The organism is Lachnospiraceae bacterium JLR.KK008, from assembly GCA_037015955.1.
Lineage (GTDB): Bacteria > Bacillota > Clostridia > Lachnospirales > Lachnospiraceae > VSOB01.
In genome coordinates, this window is record CP143548.1 from 636,862 (window position 1) to 656,660 (window position 19,799).

Consider the following 19,799-nt stretch of genomic DNA (forward strand, 5'->3'; position numbering starts at 1 on the left):
GGAAAAGGATATAAAATGAAAAAATCAGCGATTGTGTTGGGAGTCATGGCGCTCGTGCTGTTTTTGTTTCTGTTGTCTGTTCCTGTTGTCAATGACCGGGTTGCCGATCAGACAGCCGAACGCGTAAAAAAGATAACGCTGCCGACTGATACACAATATGTGGAGTCGTTTGCAAGAGCCGGAAAACTGGTGGGAAATGGAAACGGGATGCAGTATCTTGGGGGAATCCTGATTAGAAGCGATTTATCACTGGAAGAGTTGCAGGCATACTATGCGCAGTACGCACAAAATGAAGAGGAATGTGTCGTCGAAAGACAGACAGATAACGATATTGGGTTTGTGGAACATGGAACAGTATCACTCAATACCGGGATTGAAGGAGACCACTATTTTATCGTGTATACATGGGGAAGCAATGATACCATTTTGGGTGCGTTTGATTTGTTTGATCTGAGAGGGCATTGAAACTTTATACGGGCCAGAGCATTACATTTATTTTACATAGGCGCCCTTGTCCACTGAGGGTAATATGAAACAGTACAAAACAAAAGACATATCGCATGATGCGTGCGATATGTCTTTTATTATGAGCAATCGTCAAATCCTGCGGATCATAGATCACAGGAATGATTTCCGGTCAACCGTCCGCCGTCTAGTAATTCATCGCTTCTTCTTCACCGTTTAACACGCGAAGACCGCCCTGTGCGAGAGCGAGCAATTCATCTTCGCCGGGATATACGGTCACAGGTGCGATCCAGCCGGCCTTTGCTTTCAGCGCGTCTACTACGTATTTGTCATAAGCGATACCGCCGGTGATGATGATCTGGTCGATCTTTCCTTCGAGAACACAGGCCATGGAGCCCATATCCTTTGCAACCTGAAGCACGAACGCGTCGCGGATCATTTTAGCATCGGCATTGCCTTCTTCGTCAGCCATCTTGTCGACATCGCGCATATCATTGGTGCCGAGATATGCGTTGAAACCGCCGTTGCCAACTACCATCTTGTATGCCTGTGCTTCCGTGTATTTGCCGGAATAGCACATTTTGATCAGTGCGCCGGATGGTACACCGCCTGCTCTTTCCGGGGAGAATGCGCCGTCACCGTCGAGAGCGTTAAAGACGTCGATCACTTTGCCGGCTTTGTGAGCGCCAACGGAAACGCCGCCGCCCATATGGACAACGATCAGATTCAGGGAGTCGTAAGCCTTTCCGGTCTCCTTTGCGTAGCGTTTCGCCACTGCCTTCTGATTGAGGGCATGGAAAATGCTGACTCTCGGAAGCTCCGGCACACCGGAATATCTCGCTTCCGGCATCAATTCATCGACAACAACCGGATCAACGATATAGGAAGGAACACCGATCGAATCTGCGATCTCACGCGCAAGGATGCCGCCCAGATTGGAAGCGTGCTGTCCCTGTACGCCGACCTTCAGATCGGCCAACAGTCCATCGGTAACGGGGTAGGTACCGCCGGAGATCGGTTTTAACATACCGCCTCTGCCGACAACGACATTTAAAGACTGGATGTCAAAATTTTTCTCTTTCAGAAGATTGACGATAATCTCCTTGCGGAAATCTTTCTGGTCTACGATAGAAGCATATTTGGAGATCTCCTCCGTAGAGTGGCGCAGTGTCTCTTCAAACAACAGAGTTTCGTCTTCGAACACGCCGATTTTAGTGGAAGTGGAACCTGGATTGATGATCAAACTCTTAACAGACATAATTTTACCTCGTTTCTGCGCGACTGCGCGTATATGGGTGATAGTAACTACTTACCGGTTATTTTTCATATATTCTGCGACAACGGCGCCCAGAGCCAGAGAATTCACTTTGACTTCAAACGTATCAGAACGGGAAGTGAGGATGACAGGCGCTTTTGTACCTGTGAGCATATTACCGTTGATCACGTCTGCCGTATGTACCATTGCTTTGTATACAAGATTGCCTGCATGAATATCGGGGAATAAGAGAATGTCGGCGTCTCCCTGGATTGCACGGCCTGTTGCGCCCTTGTGCTTTGCAGCTTCCGCATCGATTGCAAGATCGAAGGAAAGGGGCCCGTCCACGATACAGCCGGTGATCTTGCCCTCCTGGCACATCTTTGTCAGCTCATCAGCCTCAACGGTAGCCGGCATTTTCGGATTTACGACTTCCACAGCGGCAAGCGGAGCCACTTTGGGATTTTCGATTCCGCAGGCTTTTGTAATTTCCAGGGTATTGTTAATGATGCTCACCTTGTCTTCCAGAGTCGGATAGGGAATGAAGGCAACGTCTGTCAGGAATAACAGATGATCAATGCCTTTTACGTCGAATACGCATACGTGAGAGAGCGGACTGCCTGTACGCAGGCCGACTTCTTTGTTCAGCACGCTCTTTAAGAAATCTTTTGTGTTGAGCAGACCTTTCATATACATGTCCGCTGTGCCGTCGTGTACAAGTTTGACAGCAGCCAGAGATGCCTCAATATCATCTTTTACGTCAATGATCTCAAAATCGGAGATATTGATGTCGATCTCTTTGGCAACGGCTTCAATCTTGTCTTTGTCGCCCACCAGTATTGCGTCAGCGATCTTGCGGTCTTTTGCGGCTCTGACTGCCTCCAGAACGGCAGAATCCTGAGCAACGGCAACGGACACTTTTTTCATTTCAAATTTCGATACTTTGGATACCAATTCCTCAAACGTTTTGCTCATTTGTCACACCTCTTATAAATTATAGTTTTTTGTTCCCCCAACAGATCTGAAAATCAGGAAGAAATGTCCGTTAAAATGATAACACTTATAATAGGAAAGGTCAAGACGCGACGGGCAGGATACATGACAAACGAACGGGAGGGCAGCTGTGTTTTTTCTGGGATTGTGTTAAAATGGTTGTCAGGATAAAAGACTGAGAAGACAGAAAAGAAGGAGTATGATGGAGAACAGGAAAAAGAGGTTATCGGTTTCTATGATGATAGCGGCGTCTGGAGCCGGGCTGGCTCTGATGGTGGTGGAAGGCTGCGCCCGGATAGCCGGACTGGAGCTGCGCACATTTGCACAGATGGGGAAAGGATTGTATTTGTGGCTGGCGATGCCTTATATTATTTTATTTGCCGGGAATTCTCTGCTTATGAATGGGATCCGGGACCGGGCAAAAGCAGATGAAAACAAGAGGATTCTCTCAGGGATTGCAGTCTGGTCTGACCGGATCATTGTAGGAATATTTTGTCTGGTCATTTTGGGGGCCGCCTTGTTTCGGGGGATGTTTTATGTCTTTTCGAGAGAGATGGTTATGGAAAAGACATTGCCGGACGGCTACATTGAGGGAACATGGTCTGACTTTTTGTCGGAGAGTCATAAGGAGTATTATTTGCCGGTAGCGGGGATTTTCCGCAGACCATTTCCGGGATGGAATGAGATGCAGATGACAGAGAAAGTACAGGAGCGCTATCATAGAGAGGCTGAGCTTGTAAAGAGACAGGAAAATGGCCTGTACCTGTTCCGGGCGCCGGATGTGCTGGAGCCGGGAGCATTTATTTCATTCCGTGTGTCGAATTCCTATCATGTGGAAAGCGATTATTTCTTTCAGGTACTGTGCGCTGAGGCGGCGCATTTCTGGGACAACCGGGACCGCAGCGCCATGATATGCGGAAACGGAAAGGAACGAATGACGTTTGCTGAGGCGGCGGAAAGAAGCAGGTCGGGCGATGACATTGCAGTGTCCGGCCGGCTTTGTATCGCCTGCGACGGTTCGCAGGAGGATATTGCAGCCTGCGCCGCCGATCTGACGGACTGGCTGCAGTATGTAAAAGAGGCGGGGCAGTTTCCCTGGGATTCTCAGCCGGTCTCATCTTATCTGGTCTCAAAGATGGGCATGGAAAAGGACGGTGATGTCTTTTATTTACAACTGTTTCCTCTGGAGGACTATATTGGCGGTGATCCGTGGGAAACCCGGTGCGGGCGGATGAGGGAAAAGTTAGAGGATGTCTTTTCCGGCCATCTTATGCAGGTTGAGGGGCTGCGGGAACTGACGGAAGAAGGGGCGGGCAGTTCCGATGTATGGGATGGGACGGATAATGCCGGTGAAGACGCCTCATATGATTTCATGGACTTTTATGATGGCAGTTACGAGAAAGAATGTCTCGTGGGCGACGGCATGATCCGTTACCGGATGGTCGTGGAAGACGCAGCTCTGGGAAGCCGTTTTTATGGTCTTTTAAAAAGTACGGACGGTGGGAAAACATGGAAGATGTCCAATCCGGATCCGTTTGATCAGCAGATGGGAATGGGCATTGACTTCATATTTCTGGACGAGGAGTTCGGCTTTGCCACACTGATGCACAACGGCGGAGACGAAGCGGACCTGTATGTGACGGAAGACGGCGGCGGCAGCTATCAGGCTGTGGAAGTGGAAGCATATATGGTTACATTGGAAAGCGGTGATGTGTATGCGCCCTATGACTATCCACAGATGCCTTATGAGGAAGATGGTGTGCTTTGTCTGTTATGCGGACAGGGAGCGGACGGTGATTATGCGGGCGGAGATGCCGCCGGACTTGCCTTTTATCAGTCCGCGGACGGCGGGCACAGCTTTCAGTTCGTGGAGATTCGAAAGCCGTGAGAGTGGGAAACCTTCCCTGGCTTTCCGCTCTCATGGCTGCCTGTCAGTGACCGGATCCGCATTTCAGCAATTTTTCGTAGATCTTCCGATCGTCGTCTTTCCAGACATTAAAAATGATCCGTTCCATACAACCGCCATGCTTATCCAGGAAAGCGGTTACCGTCTTCCATGCAATTTCTGCCGCTTTCCTGTTTGGGAAATGAAATTCCCCGGTAGAAATACAGCAGAAAGCGACGGACCTGATCTGATGTTCCAGACAGCAGTTCAGGACGTTTTCATAACAGTTTTGCAAATCCTGACAAAGTGCGCTGCGTAATGGTCCGGATACAATCGGCCCCACCGTATGGATTACATGGCTGCAGGGGAGATTGTAACCGGCGGTCAGAGTAGCCGTACCTGTGGGTTCTTCATAGTCTCTGCCATATTTCAGCCGTCTGTGTTTCATGATGCGGTTACATTCTTCGCGAAGCAGCATTCCGGCCGCGCTGTGGATGGCATTGTCAATACAACCGTGACAGGGTACAAAGCAGCCCAATAACTGTGAATTGGCGGCATTCACAATCGCGCCGACGTTCAGTCTTGTTATATCACCCTGCCATAGCGATATTTTTTCCGCATAAGGAGATCTGCTGTCAAACTGTTCTTTTATGGTTGGAATTTCCGACAGAGTTACGACTCCTTTTTTCTTTCGCTCTTCTTGCAGATATTCATCCTGCAGATTCTTTATCTCATCGGACAGTTCTCCCGGCATACGGAGGTTCATCAGGGAACGAATTATATTTTTCTTTTCTTCGATGCTGTATCCTCCGGTTTCAAGATTTGCGTATTCCGCCGAATCCGCCTTTAATTTCTCCAGAAAAAGCTCTGTTGTCTCTGCTGCGTTCATTTTGGATACCTGCCTTTCCTCAAATACGATTTTGGTTGTTCAGATCAAAGATCGCCTGTGCCATATCACCGCCGATACCGATCGCTCTGTGCTCTATGTCTTCGGGAATGGCAGCTTCATGCAGATTCAGCCGTATTAAGAACAGATTTTTATTTTCCCGAACCATGTTTTCAAACGGGAAACGGATGATTGACGGAGTATTGAATCCGACGCCAAGCTCCAGTAACACTCCTTTTTCTCTCTCTGTTATTTTCAGAAAATCGTAATAACGTCCGGCTGCTTTCCGCCAGTTTTCGTCTTCCACAAAATATTGGTCACAGCGCAGGTGCATCGTCATATTGCCGCCACAGACAGGGCATTTTGGTACCATTGCGGAAGGGATCAGACAGTCGTGTCTTGCCTGATCCATCCGGCGAAACAAATCCTCTGCGTCGTAGACCCTTGGATGACATCCCTTTTCACACTGGATGTTTCCATAATCTCCCTGAGTGGCAAAGATACGGTTTGCCTGAAATCCTGCTTTTTCAAACTGATGGTCGACATTTGTGGTCAGAACAAAATAATCTTTTTCCTTTACAAGTTGATAAAGCTGCCTGTATAAAGGCATGGCAGGCGGAAGAAAGCGGTTTACCATACTGTGCTTCGACCAATATCCCCATTTTGCCTCCTGTGTGGAAAACGGATAAAAACCTGCCGTATACATATCCGGCATATGTGAAGAACCGTATATTCTTATGAATTCACCGAAATGATCGGTAAACCGTTTCCCACTGTAAGTGAGGCCGGCGGCGGAGGAAATGCCTGCCCCCGCGCCGATCAGTACGATTTCCGCTTCTTTCAGCAATATGGCGGCCCGTGTCAGCTGTTTCTCACAGGGAACATTTTGAAAAATATAATGTTTCATAATCTGTCGCCTCTTTTCGAATAAAGCTCTGTGTAGATCTAAAACTTTCCGTTTGTATTCTGCCGGCTGTTCTTGTCTGCAATCGTCTCTATCACAACCCAGTGTTCGGCAATTTTACCGTTTTCCACCCTCCATAAGACGATGTAATGATTACTATTACAACTCATAGACAAAGAATAGCACGCGTATGATGTAATGTCAATAGTTACAACTGATTTTCTAAAAAATCAGGGAATTATGATTCCGTTGTATCATTCCCCGGTATTTGTCGCTGCCTGATTATTTTTCTGTCTCAGATATTTTTCGGTATCCCGTTTGACATCTTCCAGAGTGATCGATGCAAGCTCCTTTTCCAGAGCGTTCTGAACCCGGAGGAGCTTATCGTCTAAAATGTGGTGGATATTTTTTCCAACAGGGCAATTTACGCTCGGGTTTTCATGAAAATGAAACAGTTCACCGTTTTCAACGCATTCCACTGCGTGGTAGATGTCAAGAAAAGTAATTTTGTCAAGCGGCTTTGTAACGACAGCGCCTCCGGTTCCCCTTGCCACGGCGATCAATCCCGCGCCTTTTAGCTGTCCGAGAATTTTCCGGATAATAACCGGATTCACGTTGGTACTTCCGGCAAGGAAATCACTGGTTACCTTATATTCGCTTCCGAAAGTGTCCATACAGGCAAAAATATGAATCGCCAGTGTAAAACGACTTGAAATCTGCATGTTCCGATCCCACCTTTTTTATTTATTTCACCTTTTATATCGTAATCCCTGTCTGATGTAATGTCAATTATTACAATCGATACATTGAAAACTTTTCCGCGAAAGTACCTATAAAGGATAGAATTATGGAAAAGTACATATCATTTTCCTGTATACGGCATGGAGCGTGCCGTGAAACAATGCGAACAGCTTCTCAACAGATTGGTATGAAAACAACGAAAGGTTGAATTATACCGACGAATCTGTTAAAATATAGCACGTCAGAAGAAAACCAAGCGACACCGGAGGCGGCATTTGGTTTTCGTGACGTGCTGGCGACAAAATCAGAGAGCGACGAAGGAGCGACAGATGCGCGCCGCGCAGCTGGGATTTTGGAGCGAAAAAGGAAAGGTCAGAGGAAAACAGGAGCCAGACCAATATGAATGTAGTTCAGAAAATATTTGGAACCCACAGTGAGCGCGAACTGAAACGAATCATGCCGCTGGTGGATAAGATTGAAGCGCTTCGCCCGGGGATGCAGGCACTTTCGGACGAGGAATTGCGGGAGAAGACGCAGGAGTTTAAGAAGCGGCTTGCCGAGGGCGCGTCTTTGGACGATCTGCTTCCGGAAGCCTATGCGACAGTGCGTGAGGCGGCGCGGCGTGTCCTTAATATGGAACATTTCCGTGTGCAGCTGATCGGAGGCATCATTTTGCATCAGGGACGTATTGCGGAGATGAAGACCGGTGAAGGAAAGACACTTGTGTCTACGCTCCCCGCATACTTGAATGCTCTGCTTGGAAGGGGTGTTCATGTCGTCACAGTCAATGACTATCTGGCAAAGCGTGACGCGGAGTGGATGGGGCAGGTGCATGAGTTTTTAGGCCTGAAAGTGGGCGTCGTGCTCAATGCCATGAAACCGGATGAGCGGAGAGAAGCCTATGCCTGTGACATCACCTATGTGACGAACAATGAGCTTGGATTTGATTATCTGCGGGATAATATGGTGATCTACAAAGAACAGCTTGTTCTGCGTGATCTGCATTATGCGATTATCGACGAAGTAGACTCTGTCCTGATTGACGAGGCCCGTACGCCGCTGATTATTTCCGGACAGAGTGGGAAGTCAACGAAATTATATGAAGCCTGTGACATTCTGGCAAGGCAGATGACCCGGGGCGCGGATATGGAAGATCTCTCCAAGATCGATGCCATCATGGGAGTCGAACAGGAGGAGAGCGGCGATTTTATTGTCAATGAGAAAGACAAAGTTGTCAACCTGACTGCGGAAGGGGTATCAAAAGTCGAAAAGTTCTTCCAGATCGAAAACCTGGCGGATCCGGACAACCTGGAAATCCAGCATAATATCATTCTGGCGCTGCGCGCCCATAATCTGATGTTCCGCGATCAGGATTATGTGGTGAAGGACGATCAGGTAGTGATCGTTGACGAGTTTACAGGACGTATCATGCCGGGACGGCGCTATTCCGACGGTCTGCATCAGGCCATCGAAGCCAAAGAGCATGTGAAAGTAAAGAGAGAGAGTAAGACGCTGGCGACGATTACGTTCCAGAACTTCTTTAATAAATTTGAGAAGAAATCGGGTATGACCGGTACGGCTCTCACAGAAGAGAAAGAGTTCCGTGACATATACGGCATGGACGTAATTGAAATTCCGACGAACATGCCGATACAGAGAATGGATCGCCAGGATGCGGTCTACAAAACCAAAAAGGAAAAGCTGCACGCGGTTGTGGAAGCCGTAAGGGAGGCGCATGAGAAAGGGCAGCCGGTACTTGTGGGTACGATCACGATCGAGATGTCTGAGACGCTCAGCCGTATGTTGCAAAAAGAAGGGATTCCGCATAAAGTACTCAACGCCAAGTTTCATGAGCAGGAGGCGGAGATCGTAGCCGATGCAGGGATTCACGGCTCCGTGACAATCGCCACCAATATGGCGGGCCGTGGTACGGATATTAAACTTGATGAAGAGGCAAAGGCGCTGGGCGGGCTGAAGATCATCGGTACGGAGCGTCATGAGTCGAGGCGGATTGACAATCAGCTGCGTGGACGGTCCGGTCGTCAGGGCGATCCGGGAGAGTCAAAGTTTTATATTTCGCTGGAAGATGATCTGATGAGACTGTTCGGCTCCGAACGCCTGATCAATATGTTCAATGCGCTGGGCATTCCGGAAAATCAGGAGATCGAGCATAAGATGCTGACAAACGCGATCGAGACAGCGCAGAAGAAGATCGAGAGCAATAACTTCGGGATTCGTAAGAATCTGCTTGAGTACGATCAGGTCAACAACGAGCAGCGCGAAATTATCTATGCGGAGCGCCGCCGGGTACTGGACGGTGAGAGTATGCGCGATGTGATCTACAAGATGATCACAGACATTGTGGAGAATACGGTAGATACGTGCATCGGGGACGACGCCGATTCCGATGACTGGGATTTGACGGAGTTAAACACGCTGCTGCTGCCAACGATCCCCCTGCAGGTGATCAACAGAGGACGTATTGAGAAGCTGCAGAAAAACAGCCTGAAGCATCAGTTGAAAGAGGAAGCGGTCAAGCTGTATGAGAGCAAGGAAGCAGAGTTTCCGGAGACAGAGGCGATCCGCGAGTTGGAGCGGGTTGTGCTGCTAAAAGTGATCGACAGAAAATGGATGGACCATATCGACGATATGGATCAGCTTCGTCAGGGAATCGGCCTGCAGGCTTACGGGCAGAGAGATCCGCTTGTGGAATATAAGATGAACGGCTACGAAATGTTTGACAGTATGACGGACAGTATTCGGGAAGATACGGTCAAACTGTTGTTCCATGTGCGTGTGGAACAGAAAGTAGAGAGAGAACAGGTCGCAAAAGTGACCGGCACGAACAAGGATGATTCCGCACAGAAAGGACCGGTAAAACGGGAGAAGGCAAAAGTCTACCCGAACGACCCATGTCCGTGTGGGAGTGGTAAAAAATATAAAAATTGCTGTGGCAGAAGGTAGGTGACGTTAAGTGGTAGAACTGGACCAGATGAAAACAGAATTACAGGCATATGAGACACCATTAGCGGAAGTGAGGGATTCACTTTAACCTTGCAGATAAGGGAAAGCGGATCGAAGAGCTGGAAATGGAGATGGAATCGCCGGGCTTCTGGGATGACCCGGACTACTCCAACCAGAAAATGAGAGAACTGAAAAAATTAAAAGATCTGGTGGAAACATGCGACAGCCTGTCTTCCCAATATGAGGACATCGAGACATTGATCGAGATGGGCTATGAGATGGAAGACGAGGACATTGTGTCGGAGACGCGGCAGGAGCTTGATATTTTTATTGCCAGATTTGAGGAGATCAGGATCGGCACGCTGCTCTCCGGCGAGTACGATAAAAACAATGCGATCCTCAAGCTGAATGCGGGAGCAGGCGGCACGGAAAGCTGTGACTGGGCAGGGATGCTCTATCGTATGTACACAAGATGGGCGGAGAAGAAAGGCTTTGACGTCCAGGTATTGGACTATCTTGACGGGGACGAAGCCGGGATCAAGTCTGTGACGTTTCAGGTGAACGGCGACAATGCGTACGGCTATCTGAAATCCGAAAAGGGGGTACATCGCCTTGTGCGTATTTCTCCGTTTAATGCGCAGGGAAAGCGTCAGACTTCCTTTGTGTCACTCGATGTAATGCCGGATATTGAGGAAAATCTCGATATTGAGATCAATGATGACGAACTGCGGATTGATACGTATCGAAGCAGTGGTGCGGGCGGACAGCATATCAATAAGACGTCCTCGGCAATTCGTATCACGCATTTGCCGACAGGCATTGTTGTGCAGTGTCAGAATGAACGAAGCCAGCACATGAACAAAGACAAGGCCATGCAGATGTTGAAGGCAAAGCTGTATCTGCTGAAACAGGAAGAGAATGCGCAGAAGCTCTCCGGTATCCGGGGGGAAGTCAAGGAGATCGGCTGGGGCAATCAAATCCGCTCTTATGTCATGCAGCCCTACACGATGGTCAAAGACCACCGTACCAGTGTAGAAAGCTCCAACGTGGACGCGGTTATGGACGGTGCGATTGATCTCTTTATCAACGCATATCTGAAGTGGATCAACAATGGCAGCAAAGAATGATCTGTTATCAGGAAGAACACGTCTGCTTCTGAAAATTACAGTTCTTATTTACAAATACATTTCTTTATAGTATAATCAGGGCACTGAACGGTATCTCGTTCAGTGTCTTTTATCTATTTATTTCTATTATTCTATTTTTCTAATGTTATTGTTTCTCACAATCATTCCCGGGAAAAGGAAAACAAGGCGTCAGACTCAGACAGGAGGATTTTATGCGATCAAAAAACAAAATAGCAGCCATTTTGTGTACAGCCGTCACGGCCGTTTCTTTTCTGTACCCTTTTTCTGATTCAGCGGTATATGCACGGCAGCAGACAGCGCAGATACGGGAAGCGGAAGAAACAAAGGAACAGGAGACCCAGACAGCTCCGGGGACTGAAAAGACAGAAAGAGCGGAAGGCCCAAGGACAGAAAAAGTATCAGAGATAAAAGCGGAACAGAGCACGGAAAAAGCGGAGACAGCAGAGGAACAGGAAGAGCAGGAACCGGAAGAGACACAGGAAACAGCAGAAGAACCGGAGGCAAAAGCGGAACAGAGCACGGAAAAACCGGAGACAGCAGAGGAACAGGAAGAGCAAGAACCGGAAGAGACACAGGAAACAGCAGAAGAACCGGAGGCAAAAGCGGAGCAGGACACGGAAAAACCGGAGACAGCAGAGGAACAGGAAGAGCAAGAACCGGAAGAGACACAGGAAACAGAAGAAGAGCCGGAGACAAAAGCGGGACAGGACACGGAAGAGCCGGAGCAGGGAGCAGAAGCGACAAAATGTACATGGACAATGCCGGAGTTTGGGGAGATCCGCAATACTGGTATTATGGCAAGGACGGCAGCCAGAAGCAGTATTGGAATCGTCGCTTCTGCGCCAGGAGCCGGACAGCAGAACCGGTATGAATACAGCGGAGGGATACAGACGTTTGTCGTGCCACAGGACGGTTATTATGATATTTGCTGTTATGGCAGTGAGGGTGGGGACACTTACGAATCCTATAATAAAGGCAAAGACAAGGTCGGGAGCGTTGACTGCATCGGCGGTGGAAAGGGTAATCTGCGCAGCGGCAGGGCGCTGCTAAGAAAAGGCACTGTCCTGACAATTATGACAGCGCCCAGAGGAAGCAGTAAAACATTCGTGGAAACGGAAGATTTCTGCAAAAATCATGACGTCAACTGGAGCGTCGCCATCGGCAATTCCGGGGAACCGTCCTATATCACCTGTGATGGGACGACCGTTATATCCGCGAGCGGAGGAACTGCCGGCTATATGAATGTATATGCGCATCCGTGCAACGGTGATTTTAAGATGGATGGCAATGACAGGGCAGGCAAAATGGCGCTGGCTGACCGGAGAGATAAGGTGATGTGGCAGCAGGGACAGACAGAAGCATCACGCTATGGGATACAGGGAGGCAATGGTCTGGTTACGATTACGGTCGTCCGCCTGCTGCCGTCTCTCAATATAAAAGCATCGACAAACGAATGGACGAACAGAAGTATCTTACTTTCTGCAGAGATGACGGACGGCGGAGCGGTACTGCCGGGCGATTATCTGTCATGGGAGACGGATGAGAGCGGGGATGATATTTGGACCGAAGCGACATCTTATCCGGCAGCAGAAAACGGGACTTATACGTGCAAGGTCCGTAATACGGACGGCGACATTGTTCGGGCATCCTGTGAAATTACCAATATAGACAGACTGGTCCCCGATATATGGCTGAGAGCGTCAGAACGCGGCTGGACAAATAAAGATGTCGTGCTGGAAGTGGTCGGGGAGGATCAGGAGGGTACGGAGACGGACGGAAGATCGGGTCTGCCGGATAAGGCTTTTTGGTGGGGACTTACAGATCAGACCGGACAGACAACATGGAAGGAGACAACGATGACGACTGACGGCGCAGAGAAGACGGAGCAGACAGAGGGTGAAACTACGGAAAAAGAGAACTGGACGCAGGAGCGTACTGTCACTGCATCCCAAAACGGAACATATCGGTGCCGGGCCAGAGACAGAGCGGGAAATGTCAGAGAAGTCAGCTGTCGGATCGGCAATATCGACCGCACGCCACCGGAGGTGACTTACCATAAGAAGCAGGATAAGTGGTATGATGGCAGACTGCAGATCGTATTGGAGGCAAAGGATCTGCAGCCGGACGGAACGGAGGGGTGCGGCCTTGACGAAGCAGCTTATTCCACGGATGGAATCCATTTTCAAAGCCGGCCGGAATTGTGGATTGACAGGGAAGGAGCCTGTACGGTGTGGGTCAGGGACAGACTGGGCAATGTCAGCAGGACAGTCTTTGAGTTTTACCATGATGCCCGTGATTCGGGGGAGGAGAAACAGCCGCAGGACAATGAGACCGGCGACAACAGCGGCAGTCACGGAGGGAAGACGGAAGCCTTGCAGCCGGTTATTTTGCAGCCAGTGCCGATCGTGACGGAGATACTGCCGCAGGAGTATACGGCAGGCACAGATCGAAGTGATTACAATGTATTTGAGCCCTTGACGGATGGTGTGGAAAAAAGAGAGATAGCCATGGAGCGGGAAGCGGAGCCTTTAGAACCGGAAACAGAGGCAGAAGAGGAAACGGAGTCCGGAGAGAAGCCGGTACGAAAGAAAGGAAAACTTCCTGTCACGCAGGAGAGAGGTCCCGGGGAGCCGCTTCCGGAAGCGCTCACAGACAAGGCGCCTGAGAGAAAAGAATTTAACTGGAGAAGGACGGTACTGTATTCTGTCTGGATGGTTGCTGCTTTGTGCGGCCTTGTATGGCTGTTATTTTATCTGCTCTTTGAGCATGTGACTGTCTACCGCAGAGACGACAGCGGAAAATATTGCAGGATCGGCAGATGTGCCATTATCCGGAAGAAAGATTACAAGCAGATCCACCTGAACCGTCTGATGAAAAAAGAAGAAAGGCGGGACTACAAAATACGGTTTACAGGCGCTTTTGCCTTTTGGTACAGGAAAGAGAAAGTGTTAATCCGCACGTATCATGGCGTGGAGCTTCGGAATGTGGAAAAAGAAATTGAAATATTGGCTTGCAATTAGCAGATTCTTGTGCTAATATATCAAACAAAAGTAAATGCGATGAAGGAGACTCTTGTTATGAAAAGCGACAGGAATGCGGCGTCACCGACTGAGAGCGCTGCTTGTGGGAAGTAACGAAGGGAACACTCCGGAGCAGATGTCCTGAAAGCAAGGCTGTGAATAGGGGCATACGTTGCACGCGTTAAGTGTCAGAGAGGATAAGGCGGTCAAACATTTTGCTGGAAATGTCGGCTTATCAATGCGGGTGGTACCGCGGGTCATAGTATGATTTCCGTCCCGGAATACAGAGATGTATTCCGGGATTTTTTGTCGTATAGGAAATAACTACACGATAAAAAATTTTCTATTCATTAATACAGGAAATCTGACTCGTCCCGGCAATTCAAGTCAGGAAGAGAGGAGTCATTATGAAGACAGAAAACAGTTACAGAACCGTTGTTATACGGGACATTCACGAAAGCGACATCGGAAAGACGGTCAAGGCGGCAGGTTGGGTGGAGAACATCAGAGATCACGGCGGCGTATCCTTTCTCGATCTGAGAGATATGTACGGAGTGCTGCAGATTGTGCTCAGAGATACGACACTGCTTGCGGGGATTACGAAGGAGAGTTGTATCTCAGTGGAAGGAGTCATTGAGAAGCGGGACGTGGAGACATACAATCCGAAGATACCCACAGGCACGATTGAACTGGAGGCAAAGGAGATTACCATTCTGGGAAAGGTATACAGACAGCTTCCCTTTGAGGTGATGACTTCGAGAGAGACAAGGGAAGAGGTGCGTCTGAAATACCGGTATCTTGATCTCAGAAATGCAAAGGTGAGGGACAACATCATATTCCGCTCGCAGGTCATTCAATTTCTGCGGGAAAAGATGACACAGATGGGATTTCTGGAGATTCAGACGCCGATTCTGTGCGCCTCCTCTCCGGAGGGTGCACGGGATTACATCGTGCCGTCGAGAAAATATAAGGGCCGGTTCTATGCTCTTCCGCAGGCGCCTCAGCAGTATAAACAGCTTTTGATGGTATCGGGATTTGACAGATATTTTCAGATTGCCCCATGCTTTCGCGATGAGGATGCACGAGCGGATCGTTCGCCGGGGGAATTTTACCAGCTTGATTTTGAGATGAGCTTTGCCACGCAGGAGGATGTGTTCCGGGTAGGAGAGGAGGTACTTTCGGCCGTATTTAGCAAGTTCGCACCCACAGGAGCGGCAGTGACACAGGCGCCTTATCCGGTCATCAGTTATCGGCAGGCAATGTTGGAGTTTGGCACGGATAAACCGGATCTGCGCAATCCGCTGCGAATTATCGATGTGACTGATTTTTTCCAGAAATGTACTTTCAAACCGTTTCTCAGGAAAACGGTGCGGGCTGTCAAAGTGCATGAGGATATGTCGAAAGGATTCCATGAAAAGCTGCTTGACTTCGCCGTCTCTCTCGGTATGGGCGGACTTGGTTATCTGGAAGTGGGAGAAGATCTGTCTTACAAGGGGCCGATCGATAAATTCATTCCCCGGGAACTGAAGACAGAGCTGGCAGAGCTGGCGGGACTTTTGCCGGGAGATACGCTTTTCCTGATCGCGGACAAAGAGGAGAGAGCCAGTTATTATGCGGGACAGATCCGGAATGAACTGGGGCGGAGGCTTGATCTGTACGAGAAAAATGCGTACCGTTTCTGTTATGTCAATGATTTTCCCATGTATGAGCAGGACCCGGAAACAAAGAAGCTGGTGTTTACGCATAATCCGTTCAGTATGCCGCAGGGCGGTCTGAAAGCGCTGCAGGAGCAAGATCCGCTGACAATACTGGCGTATCAGTATGACATCGTATGTAATGGCGTGGAGCTCTCTTCCGGCGCCGTGAGAAATCATGACATTGATGTCATGATCAGGGCATTCGAACTGGCAGGATATGAGGAAGAGACTTTGAAAAACAAGTTTGGAGCGCTGTATCAGGCGTTTCAGTTCGGCGCCCCTCCACATGCAGGTATGGCGCCGGGGGTGGACCGGATGCTCATGCTTTTGCGTGGAGAAGAGAATATTCGGGAAGTGATCGCTTTTCCGATGAACGGCAATGCACAGGATCTGATGTGTGGGGCGCCCGGAGAGGTGACACAGCAGCAGCTTCGGGAAGTCCATATCAAAGTGAGAGACTGACAGGAGATAGTATGGCGCATGGACTGGATGCCATGTGCTGAATGGTAAAGGTGACAGAGAAACCGGCAGGAGGCGGACAGATGGGTAACAAAATATCGGATGAAACGATCGAATATGTGTCAATCTTGGCAAAGCTGGAACTTTCCGTGGAGGAAAAGGAGCAGGCAAAAAAAGATATGGGCAGGATGCTGGACTATATCGATCAGCTCAATGAGCTGGATACGGACGGCGTAGAGCCGATGTCTCATGTATTCTCCGCGGAAAATGTATTTCGTGAAGATGTGGTGACAAACGGGGACATGAGGGAGGAATTGATCGGCGGGGCGCCCGAGGAGAGAAAGGGCATGTTTGCGGTGCCGCGCACGTTTGACTAGGAGGAATGGATATGAGACTGACGGATATGACAGCGGCGCAGCTTGGGGTGGCGATCAGAGAGGGAACCGTGACGGCCGTGGAGGCCGTGGAGGCCGTGATGGCAGTAATCAGAGAGCGGGAAGAAACACTGCACTGCTTTGTGACGCTTGATGAGGAGGGCGCGCTGCGCAGAGCGCAGGAAATACAGAAAAAAATAGAATCCGGAGCGCTTACCGGTCCGCTGGCCGGTGTGCCGATAGCTGTGAAAGACAATCTGTGTATGCAGGGAATGCCGACAACCTGTGCTTCCAAAATCCTGGAACATTTTATTTCCCCCTATTCTTCGGAGGCCGTACTCAGACTGCAGGAAGCAGGGGCAGTGATTTTGGGAAAGACTAATATGGATGAATTTGCCATGGGGTCTACGACGGAGACATCAGCGTTCGGGCCGACGGCCAACCCGTGGAAGGAAGCGCATGTGCCGGGTGGTTCTTCCGGCGGCAGCGCGGCGGCAGTGGCGTCCGGGGAATGTTTTATGGCCCTCGGTTCTGATACGGGCGGCTCTGTCAGACAGCCGGCCTCTTATTGCGGCGTGGTAGGGATGAAGCCCACATACGGTACGGTGTCCCGCTATGGGCTGATTGCTTACGGGTCATCCCTTGATCAGATCGGGCCTTTGTGTAAAGATGTGACAGACTGTGCGATGTTACTGGAGTGTATCGCTTCCTATGATGAAAAAGATTCCACGTCCATGGAGCGGAAGGACACAGACTTTACGAGTGCGCTTGTGGATGATGTGAAAGGGCTGCGGATTGGCGTTCCGAGAGATTATTTTACGGAAGGACTTTCCGGTGAGGTGAAGGAAAGCGTGTTGCGGGCGGCAGAGGTATTGCGGCAAAAAGGAGCGATTGTCGAAGAGTTTGACCTCAGTCTTGTGGAATACGCGATTCCTGCCTATTATACGATCGCGTCGGCGGAGGCGAGCTCAAATCTGGAGCGGTTCGACGGCATCAAATACGGATACCGCGCGCAGGATTGCCAGGGCTTGCACGACATGTACAAAAAGACCCGTTCCCAGGGGTTTGGCGCGGAAGTAAAGAGAAGAATTATGCTCGGCTCCTTTGTCCTCAGTTCCGGCTATTATGACGCTTATTATCTGAAGGCGCTGCGTGTGAAAGCGATGATCCGCAAGGCCTTTGACGATGCGTTTGCCAGATATGATGTCATACTGGGCCCGACAGCGCCGGATACGGCGCCGCTGCTTGGAGAAAGTCTACAGGATCCGCTCCGTATGTATCTCGGTGACATTTATACGATCGCGGTCAATCTGGCGGGGCTGCCGGCTGTCAGCGTGCCCTGCGGGTTTGACGGGAAGGGATTACCGATCGGGGTGCAGCTGATCGGCGACTGTTTTGAAGAAAAGAAGCTCATTCGTGCGGCCTTTGCCTACGAGAAGGCGAGAGGGCCGTTTGCCAGATGTGGGGAGGTGGACTAGATGGGAAGACAATATGAGACAGTAATCGGGCTGGAAGTGCATGTGGAACTTGCCACAAAGACAAAGCTGTTTTGCGGCTGCTCCACGGCATTTGGCGGAGCGCCGAACACACATATCTGTCCGGTCTGTACCGGTATGCCCGGTTCGCTTCCGGTGCTGAACAGGCAGGTGCTGGAATATGCGGTGTCCGTGGGACTGGCTGCGAACTGTGAAATTACGAGATATTGCAAGTTTGACCGGAAAAATTATTTTTATCCTGATAATCCGCAGAACTATCAGATTTCTCAGCTCTATCTGCCGATCTGCCGGGACGGCTATGTGGAGATTGGGGATGAAGACAATCGGAAAAGGATCGGTATTCACGAGATCCATATGGAGGAAGACGCGGGCAAGCTGATACATGATGAGTGGGACGACTGTACACTTGTGGATTATAACCGCAGCGGCGTGCCGCTGATCGAGATTGTCTCCGAGCCGGATATGAGAAGTGCGCAGGAAGTGATCGCCTACCTGGAAAAGCTGCGTCTGATGATCCGGTATGTGGGAGCGTCAGACTGTAAACTTCAGGAAGGGTCCATGCGCGCCGATGTCAATCTGTCTGTCCGGGAGGCAGGATCAGAGACATTCGGCACGAGGACAGAAATGAAAAATTTAAACTCTTTCAGAGCGATCACAAGGGCCATCGAAGGAGAGCGGGAGAGACAGATCGCCCTGCTGGAATCGGGAGAGGCAGTCATCCAGGAGACGAGGAGGTGGGATGACACCAAAGGCTGTTCCTATGCGATGCGCTCCAAAGAAGACGCTCAGGATTACCGATACTTCCCGGACCCTGATCTTGTTCCGGTGCGCATCAGTGAGGCATGGCTGGCGGAGAAAAAGGCGGCTCTGCCGGAATTTCGGGAAGAAAAGATCGCCCGTTACCGGGAAGAATATGACATTCCTGTGTATGACATCGAGATGATCACGGAGTCTCGTCATCTGGCGGACCTTTTCGAACAGACGACGGCAATCTGCGGACAACCGAAAAAAGTGTCTAACTGGCTGATGGGGGAGACGATGCGTCTGCTGAAAGAGCAGGGAAAGGAACCGGAGGAGATTATTATTACGCCGGAGCATCTCGCAGAACTGATCGCCATGACGGACGCCAGGGAAATCAATGGTACGGTGGCGAAGGAAGTCTTTGCAGTTATGTTTGACACCGATGCGGCTCCCCGGCGTTATGTGGAAGAACGGGGACTGAAGTCCGTGAGCGATACCGGTGCGCTGCAGGCGATACTTGAAACGGTGATTGCAGACAATCCCAAATCTGTGGAAGATTACCGCGGCGGGAAAGAGAAAGCGCTTGGTTTTCTCGTAGGACAGACGATGAAAGCGATGAAAGGCAAAGCAGATCCCGGAGTCGTGAATCAGATGCTGCGGGAATTGATCGGCTGACCGGACGGACAGACAGCACAGTGGGATTTTGAATGGGGATGGCGGGATACCGCCAAAAAGAAAGATTCCCGAGTTGAATCTCCGCCGCTTTTGTAC

14 protein-coding genes are annotated in these 19,799 nt (G+C 49.9%); 9 read left to right on the top strand and 5 right to left on the bottom strand.

What is annotated here, in order from left to right:
* The first annotated feature begins 15 nt into the window (after positions 1-15).
* Positions 16-465: a hypothetical protein gene (locus tag V1224_03175; GenBank protein WWR16477.1), complete on the top strand. Its 450-nt coding sequence runs from the start codon at positions 16-18 to the stop codon at positions 463-465.
* A 187-nt stretch (positions 466-652) separates the two neighbouring features.
* On the opposite strand, the gene buk is transcribed toward V1224_03175, so the two are convergent.
* Positions 653-1,723 carry a butyrate kinase gene (gene buk / locus V1224_03180; GenBank protein ID WWR16478.1) on the bottom strand — a complete coding sequence of 357 codons (1,071 nt, stop codon included), beginning with the start codon at positions 1,721-1,723 and terminating at the stop codon, positions 653-655.
* A 51-nt stretch (positions 1,724-1,774) separates the two neighbouring features.
* A complete protein-coding gene (gene ptb / locus V1224_03185; protein ID WWR16479.1) occupies positions 1,775-2,695 on the bottom strand; it encodes a phosphate butyryltransferase in 921 nt (306 codons plus the stop codon).
* A 217-nt stretch (positions 2,696-2,912) separates the two neighbouring features.
* Here ptb and V1224_03190 point away from each other — a divergent pair, with 217 nt between their 5' ends.
* Complete coding sequence (locus V1224_03190; GenBank protein ID WWR16480.1) at positions 2,913-4,601, top strand: hypothetical protein; 1,689 nt, start codon at positions 2,913-2,915, stop codon at positions 4,599-4,601.
* A gap of 43 nt (positions 4,602-4,644) precedes the next feature.
* Here V1224_03190 and V1224_03195 read toward each other — a convergent pair whose 3' ends face one another.
* From V1224_03195 to V1224_03205, 3 genes are all read right to left on the bottom strand, one after another.
* Positions 4,645-5,487: a protein-ADP-ribose hydrolase gene (locus V1224_03195; protein WWR16481.1), complete on the bottom strand. Its 843-nt coding sequence runs from the start codon at positions 5,485-5,487 to the stop codon at positions 4,645-4,647.
* 19 nt (positions 5,488-5,506) lie between these two features.
* A complete protein-coding gene (locus V1224_03200; protein WWR16482.1) occupies positions 5,507-6,391 on the bottom strand; it encodes a Sir2 silent information regulator family NAD-dependent deacetylase in 885 nt (294 codons plus the stop codon).
* Between the two features lie 251 nt (positions 6,392-6,642).
* Positions 6,643-7,110: an Rrf2 family transcriptional regulator gene (locus V1224_03205; protein WWR16483.1), complete on the bottom strand. Its 468-nt coding sequence runs from the start codon at positions 7,108-7,110 to the stop codon at positions 6,643-6,645.
* Positions 7,111-7,528: 418 nt separating this feature from the next.
* Between V1224_03205 and secA the strand changes: the two genes are divergently transcribed.
* From secA to gatB, 7 genes are all read left to right on the top strand, one after another.
* Positions 7,529-10,093: a preprotein translocase subunit SecA gene (gene secA, locus V1224_03210; protein WWR16484.1), complete on the top strand. Its 2,565-nt coding sequence runs from the start codon at positions 7,529-7,531 to the stop codon at positions 10,091-10,093.
* A gap of 10 nt (positions 10,094-10,103) precedes the next feature.
* Positions 10,104-11,220, top strand: a protein-coding gene (gene prfB / locus V1224_03215) for a peptide chain release factor 2 (GenBank protein WWR16485.1) whose coding sequence is annotated in 2 segments (ribosomal slippage) — positions 10,104-10,175 and positions 10,177-11,220 — 1,116 coding nt in all. Because the reading frame shifts where the segments join, the coding sequence is not laid out codon by codon here.
* 212 nt (positions 11,221-11,432) lie between these two features.
* Positions 11,433-14,261 (top strand): hypothetical protein, encoded by a 2,829-nt coding sequence (locus V1224_03220; protein WWR16486.1) that lies wholly within the window; start codon positions 11,433-11,435, stop codon positions 14,259-14,261.
* 407 nt (positions 14,262-14,668) lie between these two features.
* Positions 14,669-16,420 carry an aspartate--tRNA ligase gene (gene aspS / locus V1224_03225; protein ID WWR16487.1) on the top strand — a complete coding sequence of 584 codons (1,752 nt, stop codon included), beginning with the start codon at positions 14,669-14,671 and terminating at the stop codon, positions 16,418-16,420.
* Positions 16,421-16,500: 80 nt separating this feature from the next.
* Positions 16,501-16,794: an Asp-tRNA(Asn)/Glu-tRNA(Gln) amidotransferase subunit GatC gene (gatC, locus tag V1224_03230; protein WWR17411.1), complete on the top strand. Its 294-nt coding sequence runs from the start codon at positions 16,501-16,503 to the stop codon at positions 16,792-16,794.
* Between the two features lie 11 nt (positions 16,795-16,805).
* A complete protein-coding gene (gatA, locus tag V1224_03235) occupies positions 16,806-18,269 on the top strand; it encodes an Asp-tRNA(Asn)/Glu-tRNA(Gln) amidotransferase subunit GatA (protein ID WWR16488.1) in 1,464 nt (487 codons plus the stop codon).
* On the top strand, positions 18,270-19,703 hold the full coding sequence (gatB, locus tag V1224_03240) for an Asp-tRNA(Asn)/Glu-tRNA(Gln) amidotransferase subunit GatB (GenBank protein ID WWR16489.1): 1,434 nt from the start codon (positions 18,270-18,272) through the stop codon (positions 19,701-19,703).
* Positions 19,704-19,799: the final 96 nt, after the last annotated feature.